Genomic DNA, 12,126 nt, shown 5'->3' with positions numbered 1-12,126 from the left:
GATATGAGAGACTTGCTAGACATATGCCTACAAATCGAAGGAGACGATGAGAAGATGCTGGAGAAAACCGAGCAATACCGCGAAGTCACCGTGAAGACAGAACCGATTTTTGAAGGGAAAATCATTTCGCTGCAGGTCGATACGATCCAATTGCCGAATGGCGGAACCGCAACTCGTGAAATCGTCAGACATCCCGGAGCTGCTGCAGTGCTGGCTCTGATTGATGATAAAATGCTCGTCGTGGAGCAGTATCGCAAGCCGATGGAGAAGTTTCAAATCGAGATTCCTGCGGGCAAGCTGGATGCCGGCGAAGATCCGATGGTTGCTGCCGCGCGTGAGCTCGAAGAGGAGACAGGCTATCGCGCAGGGAAGCTGCGTCCGCTGAGTGCTTTCTATACGTCGCCAGGCTTTGCGGATGAGAAGCTGTTCGTCTATATCGCAGAGGATCTGGTAAAAGGCGAGAGCGCGCCGGATGAAGATGAGTTCCTGGCAGTTGAAGCAATAACTTTCGAGCAAGCGCAGCAGTATATAAAAGAAGAGCGGATTAGCGACGCGAAAACGATTCTGGCTGTTTATGCGTGGCACATTTATAGGCTGACAGGAGAAATTTAATGAAGAAGCAGGAAAGTGGAGGCTTGCAGCGCGTGTTTGCGGACCTCCATTTGCATATTGGACGTACGGAGCGCGGGGAGCCGGTGAAGATTAGCGGGAGTCGGGATCTAACCTTCCGCAACATCGCTCATGAAGCGGCGGTTCGCAAAGGGATTCAGCTGTTAGGCGTTATCGATTGCCACTCTCCAGGCGTGCAAATGGATATCGCGGCTCTGCTTGGGTCCGGAGAGATGACGGAAATCAGCGGCGGCGGAATCAAGTATCGGGATACGACAATCCTGCTCGGTGCGGAGATTGAAGTTCGCGATGCGGGGTTCGGGACGGCGCATCATCTTGCGTTTATGCCGGATTTTGCGGCGATGCAGTCGTTCACGGCGTGGATGAGCAAGTCTATGAAAAATGTGCAGCTCAGCTCGCAGCGATTGTACGTGCCGAGCCGGGAGCTTCAAGAGGAAGTGAAGAAGCGCGGGGGTTTGTTCATCCCTGCGCATATTTTCACGCCTCATAAGAGCCTGTTCGGGAGCTGCTCGGATCATCTTGGCGATACGCTGGATCCCGCGCTCGTCGATGCCGTGGAGCTTGGGCTGAGTTCGGACAGCGAGTTGGCGGGGTACATTCCGGATCTGGATGCGTATCCGTTCTTGACCAACTCCGATGCACATTCCCTTGCCAAAATCGGCCGCGAGTATAATGAGCTTCTGTTGCGCGAGCCGTCCTTCGCCGAGTTGAAGCTCGCGCTGGAAGGTGCGGAGAGGCGGGAGATTACGGCGAATTACGGGCTGAACCCCGTGCTCGGCAAGTATCACCGCACCTACTGCTTGAATTGCGGCTCGCTCGTGGAAGAGCGGCTCGACGCCGAGCGCTGCTTGCAATGCGGCAGCCTGAAGCAGGTTCGAGGCGTGTTCGACCGCATTCTGGAGCTGGCGGAGCAGGCTGGCCGCGAGCAGCCTTATGTGCCGGCAGGGCGTCCGCGCTACGTGTACCAAGTCCCGCTCGAGTTTATCCCGGGACTTGGCAAAGTGAAGCTGGGCAAGCTGCTCGAAGCGTTCGGGACGGAGATGAATATCATCCACGACGTCCCGGAAGCCGCAATCGCGGCAATCGCCGGCGAGGCAGCCGCCGCGATTATAGCGAGCGCCCGCCGCGGAACGCTGCAGCTGGAAGCGGGCGGCGGGGGGAAGTATGGCAAGGTGAGCGCCGAACAGTAGGTGGCAGGTGAGGTGTGTGCTCTGTGTAGCTCGGGGTCTATAATGGAAAAATCCATTAAAGAACACCGTTTTCGGCCTAAAATTGAATCTATGTTGGATTAATCTGATTAATCCACTCATTTCTAAGCAAAACGGCCGATATCAGGTCATTTGGCCGAAAATGAGTGGATTTTTCCATTATAGGATGGAAAAAAGGCCTAATAGTGTGGGAATGAGTGGATTTATCCATTGTAGGGAGTTGAATGTTGATCGAAGCGCCGGAGGCGCAGGGTTTCGGTGCCAAGAGGTGTGGGGTTTGGTTTGGTTTGGTGCGAAGCACAAATGGGGTTAGGTTTGGTGTTTGGTGTTTGGTGTTTGGTGTTGAGGTGCGCAGCACCAAGTGGGGTTGTGTTTGAAGTGCGCAGCACCAAGGTTGTGGGTTTTGGTGCGGAGCACCAAGGGGTTGGTTTTGGAGTTGGTTTTGTGTGCGCAGCACGCTCTGTCTTATCTCTTTGCGAGAACACCCGAGCACAGCGCGCTGAAGGCGGAAAGGTTCCAGGTGCGCAGCACCGTGCCCTTGCAGCGAGGGCTGCCGAGCGGCCGCCGCAGGCGATGCGATGAAAGCGACTTTGGTGCGAAGCACCACGGGAGCGACTCATCGCATCGCCTGCAAGCAGCGAGCACGCAGCTTACAAAACAGCGAAGCCGCCTTGCTGCCCTTCTCCCACCACAGGTGGGCAACGGGTGACGTGGGGGCCGAGCGGAGGCGCAGGCATTCCGAATGAGAGCGACTTTGATGCGAAGCACCACGGGAGCGCTCATCGGAATGGCTGCACCCGCAGCGAGCATCCCCAGTCATACGCGAACAAGCCTGCACATACACTGTACCATTCGACATTTGGAGGTATAGTCCATGCGCTCATCTGCCATGCAGCCGATGCTGAAAGAACAGCTGAACCTCTATGTATTCGTATCCGTCCTATTCATCGTTGGCGTCGTCTTCGGCGCTTTGCTGGTGAACGCGCTGACGCTCGACCAGCAGCAGGATCTCGCCGGCGACGTGCAGCAATTCGTCGGACGCATCCAAGACGGCACAATGCTCACCGGCACCGAGTCGTTCTGGGACCGTGCATGGTTTCACGCCAAATGGCTGTTGCTCGTCTGGGTGCTCGGGCTCACAGTTGTCGGGATGCCGCTCGTGCTGGCGCTCGACTTCCTGAAGGGCGTGCTCGTCGGCTTCGCAGTCGGCACGCTTGTGCGGCAGTTCGCGTGGAAAGGGCTTATTTTCTCACTTGCATCCGTGGCGCCGCCGAACCTGATTGCCATTCCGGCGTTCTTGATCGCCAGCGTATCCGCGGTTTCATTCACGATCTATATCGTAAAAAACCGACTCTTTGGCCGCTTCGGCAACATGAGCCAGCCGCTGCTGCGCTACGTCACGCAGACCGCAATGATGCTCGTCCTGCTGCTCGGCGCGGCGATGATCGAGTCGTATCTGACGCCGCTTTTGCTGCAGTGGGTTGCACCATTGGTACAAGGGACCGACGCTGGATTGTAATCATTCTAAAAAAGTTTGACTTTGCTCCTGACCTGCACCTATAATTAAAACAAACCAGTTCCGGTTATGGCACTAGTTGTAGTGGTAGAGGGGGGGAAGCCATGGAATCCCGGATTGACAAGATCAAACAGCAGCTCCAGTCACAGGGGTACAAGCTCACCCCGCAGCGTGAAGCCACAGTTCGTGTGCTTCTGGAGAATGAAGAGGATCATCTCAGCGCTGAGGATGTATTTATGCTCGTCAAGGATAAAGCGCCAGAGATCGGCCTTGCAACCGTGTATCGGACGCTGGAATTGCTAAGTGAGCTTCATGTCGTAGAGAAGATGAACTTCGGTGATGGCGTTGCTAGATACGACCTGAGAGCCGATAACAATAAGCACCATCATCATCACCTCATTTGTGTACAATGCGGAACGATGAGCGAGATTTTGGAAGACTGGCTCGGACCACTTGAGGAACGGCTTGAGAAAGAATACGGCTTCACCGTTGTAGATCACCGTCTCGATTTCCAAGGCGTGTGCGCAAACTGCAAGAGCAAGAACGAAAGTGCAAAAGCCGAACAACAGTAACTCCCTTCTGCAGTGCAGTTAGCGGCGTTTTATCGCTAACGCGCGCTGCTCCCGAAGGGAGTTTTTTGTGCTGTTCTAACGTTTGCCGCCGCGAACTTGCCGCTGTTTCCCAGCTGCCACCGCCGTCTTCCTAGCTGCAGAGGACTTCGTCTTCGCAGAACGAACGCGTGAGGAAGCTGCGGTCGTATCCTCTGATACCGCCATAGCATCTGCGAGCTGGATCAAGCCATAGCCTTGCGTTCGCTTGGCGTAGCTGGACAGCTTCTTCGTCGTATTGCGGAGACGCTGCGCGATCCCGTATGGCGTGATGCTCGGGTGGAGCGACTTCAATAGCGCTGCTCCGCCAGCGACATGCGGACTCGCCATGCTGGTGCCGGACAACGATTTGTAGCTGCCGCCTGGCCAAGTCGATTTGATATAGCTGCCCGGAGCCGTCACGTCAATGCCATACCCTCGGCTGCTGTAATTCGCGATCTTGCCGTAGCGTGTAGAAGCGGCAACCGCAAGAGCATCCGTATAACGAGCAGGCTGGTCGATCCGGCCGCCCATAGTGCCGTTATTGCCTGCGGATGCAACAATCAGGATACCGTTCTTGCGCGCACGCTGCACCGCTTCCTTCAATGCGCTGCTCGTTTCGCCCTCGAGACCGAGACTCATATTGATGATCGGGATATTTTTGCTGATACACCAGTCGATGCCTTTGATGATGTCGGATACATAGCCCGCGCCATTCGCATCCAGCGCTTTAACCGCGTACAGACTCGCTCGAGGTGCAACACCGGGTCTCTTGTACGACCCCGTCCCTGCAGCGATGCCAGCGACATGTGTTCCATGCCCGTTGTCATCGTAATACGACGAACCGCCCATCGTATTCACGCCTCCGGTTACTTTCAAATCGGAGTGTTTTGCGATGCCTGTATCGATGATCGCGATGCCTGCACCTTTGCCGCGGGTCGTCGACCACACTTTGTTAGCTCCAATTTGGGATAGATTCCAAGGCGTTGTCGTAGAGTCAGAGGATTTGGTACGACCGCTGATGGTAACACTCTTCGTCCGCAGCCGCTTGCGTAAATAGGGGGCAGACTTATTTCGAACTGACTTCTTACTCCTTTTCACTGGCTGCAGGATATGCGCATGTATCTTGAAATCTGGTTCCACAAAGTTGACGTTCGGATGCTTGGAGAGCGACTTTAGCTGTTCGGTTCTGCGGCTGTCCAAGTGGCAGCAGATGACGCGGCTCTTCTGGATGCTTTTCACCGGACGGATGCCGTACTTAGCCAGCTCCTCAATACATTGCTTATAGTCGGATTCACGCTTGAAGCCAATCAGCTTGCGGGACGTATAACCGGTTGACTTGCTTTTTGAGCAGCTGAGCAGCAGCCGTTCCACATTTGGCAAAGATGCTCCTCCTTTTGGAAAATAAGATGGATGTTCAAATCATGGCATAACCGTTACTTCTAATGTATGGAGACATTCGTACAAGGGCATGGGTAGACGCTGACCTGGCGTACATATTTTTAGGCATGTCAGGTAAACGTATCATGGAGGACTGTCAACCCGTCCTCTGCCTGCATATGAAGAATCAAGGAGTAGGAGAGGGAGTGCGCTTATGATTATCGGAGTTCCAAAAGAAATCAAGTCAAGTGAGTACAGGGTCGCGCTGACCCCGGCTGGAGCCGCTATGTTGAAGGCGGCTGGCCACGAGGTGCTCGTGGAAGCAGGCGCAGGTGTCGGAAGCAGCTTCACGGATGATGCCTATGTCGCCGAAGGAGCTGCAATCATTAACGACGTCTCAGAAGTATGGTCACGCTCGAGCATGATCATGAAAGTGAAAGAGCCGCTGCCGGAGGAGTTCGCGCATTTCCATGATGGTTTGCTTCTATTCACTTACTTGCATCTTGCTGCAGCACCTGAGCTCACGAAAGCACTCGTCGAAAAAGGGGTATCCGGCGTTGCGTATGAGACGATCCAGATGCCGAACGGCAGCCTTCCGCTCCTAACGCCAATGAGCGAGGTTGCGGGACGCATGGCGGTGCAGGTCGGCTCGCAGTTTCTCGAGGCGTTCTATGGTGGACGTGGCATCCTGCTTGGCGGCGTTCCTGGTGTCCCGCCTGCTGAAGTCATCATTCTCGGCGGAGGTATCGTCGGTACGAATGCAGCCCGCATCGCGCTTGGCATGGGTGCGAGTGTCGTTATCCTGGAGCGCAGCGCCGATCGGATGCGCTATATAGATGAAGTATTCAGCGGTCGCATACGGACGCTCATGTCCAACCCATATAATATTGCAAGCGCGGTGAAGAAAGCAGATTTGCTAATTGGAGCGGTGCTAATTCCTGGTGCAAAGGCGCCTCATCTTGTAACCGAAGAAATGGTTAAAACAATGAAGAAAGGCGCTGTCATCGTTGACGTTGCCGTTGACCAAGGCGGTACTATTGCTACAGTAGACCGTGTGACGACGCACAAGGATCCGGTGTACGAGAAGCATGGCGTGCTTCATTATGCAGTTGCGAACATGCCAGGGGCAGTTCCGCGCACATCGACGCTAGCGCTGACGAATGTGACGATCCCTTATGCGCTTGAGCTTGCAGGCAAAGGGCTGGAGGAAGCGGTCAGGACGAATGAACCTTTGCGCAAAGGCGTGAACACGTACAAAGGCCGCGTTACCCATCCGCAAGTGGCACAAGCGGTGAATATGCCTTATATCAGCATGGAGCAGCTGCTCGAGAGTGTTGCTTTTGACAAACTGAGCTAAGTGCCTTGCGTTGCCTGCGCAGCCATGCATGATTAGCCCTCTGAACTCATAAGGTGTTGTAGAGGACAACTCCCTTACAGTTACAGAGAGGAGCATTCGGCGTATGGTGGTGTCGGTTCGCAGATGGCTGAGACGGATATTTTTTGTGCTGCTGCTTTCTTTTTTCACAATTACGATGTACGGCGGCTGCCGGTTTATTGCTGTATGGATTGCGCCGCATGATCCTTACCGTGTCCCGCAGGGCCAAGCGCTTAAAGTGTTTCAACATGATGACTACCAGGATAACGGAAGCAGCATTTATGAGCGGCTGAGGTTGTTTTATTGGTATGGGGAATAGGCGATCTTGAAAATTCGACAAAAATGGTGTCCTTTGGCAGGATTATGTACAGCGACTGTGGAATATAGCAGGAAAACCTGCTAAGCTGTAAATCCGGGAAAGGAACGACCTATGAGAGCGCATCTGAGAACATTTATTCAGTTTTTACGGGAAGGACGTAGGCTATCCATTAATACACTGGATTCCTATGAGCGGGATCTGTCGAATTTTATCGAGTATGTCCAAGCACAAGGCGTGACTAACACTGCAGATATTCAGAAACACCATCTGTCCCTGTATATGCTTCAATTGAAGCAGCAAGGGAGGGCCGTTGCGACGATGTCCAGACACATGGTGTCTATTCGCGCCTTCTTTCATTATTTGGTGACAGAGCGGCATGTGCAGTCTAATCCGTCCATCCATCTGGAAACGCCGAAGCAAGAGAAGAAACTGCCGAAGGTGCTTTCGATTGATGATGTGGAGAAGCTGCTGACAGCCCCTGATGCCAGTACGAATGCCGGCGTCCGTGATGCAGCGATGCTTGAGGTGCTGTACGCGACGGGAATCCGGGTATCTGAACTTATTTCGTTAAATTGTGATCATATTAATTTGACGCTTGGTTTCATTCGCTGTACGGGCACTGCCGATAAGGAGCGGATTGTTCCGATAGGCGCTGTCGCTGCGAAGGCACTGCAAGCTTATATGGATGGTGTGAGGGACAAGCTGCTGAAGCAGGACAAAGTGGAATCAGCGTTGTTTCTCAACTTGCAAGGGACACGAATTACGAGACAGGGTTTTTGGAAAATCATTAAGAAATACGCCGCGGAGGCTGGCATCGTCAGCGATATTACGCCCCATACGCTTCGTCATTCTTTTGCCGCTCATCTACTGGAAAATGGGGCAGATTTGCGCTCTGTACAGGAGATGCTTGGCCATGCTGACATTTCCACGACGCAGGTATATGTGGGACTGACGAAGCCGCGCATTAAAGAGGTGTACAACCTGACACATCCGCGGGCGAAAATGAAATAAACTTGGCACGGAGTGATACTAGCGATGAAATTTGATCGAATTGCCGTTATTGTGCTTGATAGCGTCGGCATCGGCGAGCTGCCGGATGCGCCGTCCTTCGGAGACGCTGGCTCCCATACGCTTGGCCATATTTTGCGGGAAGTGCCTGCGATGGCGCTGCCGAATATGCGGAGCTGGGGTCTTGACCGCATTGCCGACCTTGGCAGCTGGAAGCCGGAAGGCGAAGCGAAGTCTTACTATGGCAAGATGGCCGAAGTTTCGGTCGGCAAAGATACGATGACCGGTCACTGGGAAATTGCCGGTTTGAGAGTGACCGTTCCGTTCCGCACGTTCTCGGACGGATTCCCGGACGAGCTTCTCCAGGCGTTCGAAGAACGGACAGGCCGTGGTGTACTTGGCAACAAGTCGGCAAGCGGTACCGAAATTCTCGACGAGCTCGGCAAAGAACAGATGAAGACTGGCAAGTGGATCGTCTACACATCGGCGGACAGCGTGTTCCAAATTGCCGCTCATGAAGAAGTTATTCCGCTCGAAGAGCTGTACCGTGCTTGCGAAATCGCGCGTGAGCTTACGCTGGACGATCGTTATGCCGTCGGCCGCGTTATTGCTAGACCTTATGTCGGTCAGCCAGGCGCGTTCAAGAGAACGCCGAACCGCCATGATTACGCAGTAAAGCCGCCTGAGCCAACCGTGCTCAACACGCTTAAGGACAGCGGATTCGACGTCATCGCGGTCGGCAAGATCGACGATATCTTCTGCAGCGAAGGGGTTACTGAAGCACTGCCGACAAAGAGCAACGATGATGGCATTGAGAAGACGCTTGCTGCACTCGGCCGTCCGTTCAAAGGGATGTTATTCACGAACCTCGTCGACTTTGATTCGCTCTTTGGTCATCGCCGCGATCCGGCGGGCTATGCCGGAGCACTCGAAGCTTTCGATCGCAGCCTGCCGAAGCTGGCAGCGCTGATTGGCGAGAAGGATCTGCTGATCATCACTGCCGATCACGGTAACGATCCGACCTATACGGGCACGGATCATACGAGAGAATATGTACCGATTCTTGCATACTCGCCAGCATTCACGAACCCTGGCTCGCTCGGCGTGCGCTCGACTTTCGCGGATGTCGCGGCGACGATTGCGGATAATTTCGGCGTGAAGCTGCCGGCGAACGGTATGTCCTTCTTGGCAGAACTGCGCTAACCTACCCTTACTCTTAGGAGGCTTTTCATACGATGGAAGCAATAAAAGCAATTCACATTAACGAAGCAGCAGCTTATATCAATTCGAAAATTACAGTCAAGCCGGAAGTAGGCCTTATCATGGGCTCCGGACTTGGCATTCTTGGCGATTACATCGAGAATCCAGTAACGATTCCGTATCACGAAATCCCGCATTTTCCGATTTCGACTGTTGAAGGCCATGCCGGCGAATTGCTGATCGGTACGCTCTTCGGTCGTCCCGTCGTGCTTATGCGCGGACGTTTCCACATGTACGAGGGATACGGTCCGGATTTGACGGCGTTTCCGGTTCGCGTTATGAAAGCGATCGGCGCAACGAAGCTGATCGTGACGAATGCAGCGGGCGGCGTAAACACAAGCTACAATGCTGGAGATCTGATGCTGATTAGCGATCATATCAACTTCCAGGGCCGCAACCCGCTCGTCGGACCGAATGATCCAGAGCTTGGCGTTCGTTTCCCGGATATGTCACAGCCGTACAGCAAGCGATTGCGTGAGCTGGCAGCAGGCGTTGCGAAGGAGCAAGGCTTCTCGTTACAGGAAGGCGTGTATCTCGCGGTGCTTGGTCCATCCTATGAAACGCCAGCAGAAATTCGGATGATGCGGATTTTGGGTGCAGATGCTGTCGGTATGTCGACCGTTTCGGAAGTCATCGCGGCGAAGCACTCAGGCATGGAAGTGCTCGGTATTTCGTGCATTAGCAACATGGCATCGGGCATTCTCGACCAACCGCTTTCGCATGATGAAGTCATGGAGACAACAGAGCGCGTGAAATCGAAGTTCCTCGGCCTCGTGCAAGGTGTCGTAACATTGCTTTAATTGTAACAAAATTGTAATAATGCCCTCGACTCAATATGACATTCTTTGTTCGCTCATAGTCGTATAATGTCCGTGAGAATCAATATATGATAAGTGGGGATTCACATGGAAAATCAAAATCAGCGGCTTGAGCGGCTGCGTACACAGTTGGTTTCTGCGGCGTTAACCAAGGAAACGTTCCTTCACCCGGATGTCATCTTGCTCAGTCAAGCGCTCGATCAATTAATCGTGAAGGTGCAGCGGGAGAAGTATAAGCGAGTGGCGGGGCAGCGTTAATTTGTTGTTGCTCATTTAGAGGTGCAAGCACAAGTACATACATGGAATTACATAAGGAGGCTTCACGCTTGCGTGCAGTAGATCTCATTCAAAAAAAACGGAACGGCGGCGTCCTTACGAAGGACGAGCTAACATTTCTAATAGAAGGCTACAGCAAAGGCGAAATCCCGGACTATCAGCTGTCGGCATGGGCGATGGCTGTTTACTTCCAAGGCATGAATGCGGAAGAGACAGCGCACCTGACGATGGCGATGGCGGTATCGGGCGATCAAGTTGATCTGTCGCCGATTCATGGCATTAAGGTGGACAAGCATAGTACAGGCGGAGTCGGCGACAAGACGAGCCTTATCATCGGGCCGCTGGTCGCCTCTTGCGGCGTTCCGGTTGCGAAGATGTCCGGCCGTGGCCTCGGTCACACGGGCGGTACGATTGACAAAATGGAAGCGATGGAAGGCTTCCGCACAGAGCTAACGCGCGACGAGTTCATCGCACAGGTGAACGATATCGGCCTTGCGATTATCGGCCAGAGCGGCAACATGACGCCTGCCGATAAGAAGCTGTACGCGCTTCGTGATGTGACCGCTACTGTAGAATCGATTCCGCTCATCGCGAGCTCGGTAATGAGCAAGAAGATCGCAGCAGGTGCAGACGCGATCGTGCTCGATGTGAAGACGGGCAGCGGCGCGTTCATGAAGACGCTGGAGGATTCCGAGAAGCTCGCGCAAGCGATGGTCGAGATCGGCACTGAGGTGGGCCGCAAGACGGCCGCGCTGATCAGCGACATGGACCAGCCGCTCGGCTACGGCATTGGCAATGCGCTTGAAGTGCAGGAAGCGATAGATACGCTGCATGGCCGCGGTCCGGAGGATCTGACCGCGCTCTGTATCGCGTTGAGCTCGCACATGGTTGTGCTCGGCGGACAGGCGAATAGTCTCGAGGAAGCGGAAACGATGCTTCGCGTGAAGCTCGAGTCCGGTGCGGCACTGGCGAAGTTCAAAGCATTCGTCGAGGCACAAGGCGGTAATCCTGCAGTTGCGGACGATCCGTCGCTGCTGCCACAGGCGCCGCTTGTGCTTGAAGTAAAGTCGACGCAGGACGGCTACGTGCAGGCAATCCAAGCCGAGGAGCTCGGACTTGCAGCAATGCTGCTCGGCGCAGGTCGCGCGACGAAGGAGTCGGTCATCGACTTCGCGGTAGGTGTGACGATGAAGCGCAAAGTCGGCGACAAAGTGAGCGAAGGCGATACGCTCGCGACCTTGCACGTTCGCGAAGAGAACGCGACAACACGCGAAGTAACAGAGCGAGTACGCGGCGCTTATTCTTTCTCCAGCGAGCCGGTGAAACCATCACCGTTGCTGCTCTCGGTCGTAACAGAGAACGGCGTGAAGCGGTTCTAGTTGATAAGGAAGACCAACCAGTTGAAGCTGGTTGGTCTTTTGTGCGCTTGGCAGCGCAATCGACTAAGGAGTGAAAGTCTCTAGCACACCGCGAGGTGGCGGAAGTGCATAGCTGACGCATAGTGCTTTGTCCGCGAGGAGAGGTGCGGAGGATGCGAAGGCAAAACCCGGAACAGGCGGCATACCAAGTTGGCTGACAGAGCCGGATAACCCTGCAAAAGAAGGGGAGGTCCAATACCACCAGTGGCTCTGGAAGTTAGGAGGACTGGTTTCGGGGGAAAGTCGGTTGACGTGACCCAAGGAGATCTCATCGTCTCCGCTAAGAAGCGGTAACCCTTGTTCGAAACCGTGACGGTTAAGGCGAGGTTAT

The 12,126-nt window shown here is 54.2% G+C and carries 12 protein-coding genes; 11 read left to right on the top strand and 1 reads right to left on the bottom strand.

Translation table 11 applies throughout. The annotated features are described in order from the left end of the window. The first annotated feature begins 54 nt into the window (after positions 1-54). From A8990_RS20695 to fur, 4 genes are all read left to right on the top strand, one after another. Positions 55-612 carry an NUDIX hydrolase gene (locus tag A8990_RS20695; RefSeq protein WP_116190954.1) on the top strand — a complete coding sequence of 186 codons (558 nt, stop codon included), beginning with the start codon at positions 55-57 and terminating at the stop codon, positions 610-612. Continuing rightward, on the top strand, positions 612-1,820 hold the full coding sequence (locus A8990_RS20690) for an endonuclease Q family protein (RefSeq protein ID WP_116190953.1): 1,209 nt from the start codon (positions 612-614) through the stop codon (positions 1,818-1,820). The genes A8990_RS20695 and A8990_RS20690 overlap by 1 nt, the downstream gene beginning before the upstream one ends. Before the next feature lie 892 nt (positions 1,821-2,712). Beyond that, complete coding sequence (gene spoIIM, locus A8990_RS20680; protein ID WP_116190951.1) at positions 2,713-3,357, top strand: stage II sporulation protein M; 645 nt, start codon at positions 2,713-2,715, stop codon at positions 3,355-3,357. A gap of 101 nt (positions 3,358-3,458) precedes the next feature. After that, positions 3,459-3,926 (top strand): ferric iron uptake transcriptional regulator, encoded by a 468-nt coding sequence (gene fur, locus A8990_RS20675; RefSeq protein WP_116190950.1) that lies wholly within the window; start codon positions 3,459-3,461, stop codon positions 3,924-3,926. 75 nt (positions 3,927-4,001) lie between these two features. Here the strand turns inward: fur and A8990_RS20670 are convergent, their stop codons facing one another. Further along, positions 4,002-5,315 (bottom strand): S8 family peptidase, encoded by a 1,314-nt coding sequence (locus A8990_RS20670; RefSeq protein ID WP_245996135.1) that lies wholly within the window; start codon positions 5,313-5,315, stop codon positions 4,002-4,004. 220 nt (positions 5,316-5,535) lie between these two features. On the opposite strand from A8990_RS20670, the gene ald reads away from it, so the two are divergent. From ald to A8990_RS20635, 7 genes are all read left to right on the top strand, one after another. Then, the gene (gene ald, locus A8990_RS20665) at positions 5,536-6,678 is read left to right on the top strand and encodes an alanine dehydrogenase (RefSeq protein ID WP_116190948.1); all 1,143 of its coding nucleotides are present in this window, start codon (positions 5,536-5,538) and stop codon (positions 6,676-6,678) included. 103 nt (positions 6,679-6,781) lie between these two features. Continuing rightward, positions 6,782-7,015, top strand: coding sequence for a DUF4227 family protein (locus A8990_RS20660; protein WP_116190947.1), 234 nt, complete (start codon positions 6,782-6,784; stop codon positions 7,013-7,015). A 111-nt stretch (positions 7,016-7,126) separates the two neighbouring features. Beyond that, positions 7,127-8,026: a site-specific tyrosine recombinase XerD gene (xerD, locus tag A8990_RS20655; protein ID WP_116190946.1), complete on the top strand. Its 900-nt coding sequence runs from the start codon at positions 7,127-7,129 to the stop codon at positions 8,024-8,026. Between the two features lie 24 nt (positions 8,027-8,050). Next, entirely contained in the window at positions 8,051-9,226 is a 1,176-nt protein-coding gene (deoB, locus tag A8990_RS20650; RefSeq protein WP_116190945.1) for a phosphopentomutase, read from the top strand. Between the two features lie 32 nt (positions 9,227-9,258). After that, complete coding sequence (locus A8990_RS20645) at positions 9,259-10,083, top strand: purine-nucleoside phosphorylase (RefSeq protein ID WP_116190944.1); 825 nt, start codon at positions 9,259-9,261, stop codon at positions 10,081-10,083. Between the two features lie 105 nt (positions 10,084-10,188). Then, positions 10,189-10,359, top strand: coding sequence for an aspartyl-phosphate phosphatase Spo0E family protein (locus tag A8990_RS20640; RefSeq protein ID WP_116190943.1), 171 nt, complete (start codon positions 10,189-10,191; stop codon positions 10,357-10,359). 68 nt (positions 10,360-10,427) lie between these two features. Next, positions 10,428-11,756, top strand: a complete 1,329-nt coding sequence (locus A8990_RS20635) for a pyrimidine-nucleoside phosphorylase (protein WP_116190942.1) — start codon at positions 10,428-10,430, stop codon at positions 11,754-11,756. Positions 11,757-12,126: the final 370 nt, after the last annotated feature.

Source organism: Paenibacillus taihuensis, assembly GCF_003386535.1.
In the GTDB taxonomy this organism is placed as follows: Bacteria; Bacillota; Bacilli; order Paenibacillales; family Paenibacillaceae; genus Paenibacillus_Z; species Paenibacillus_Z taihuensis.
This window is presented reverse-complemented; position numbering and strand designations above follow the sequence as displayed.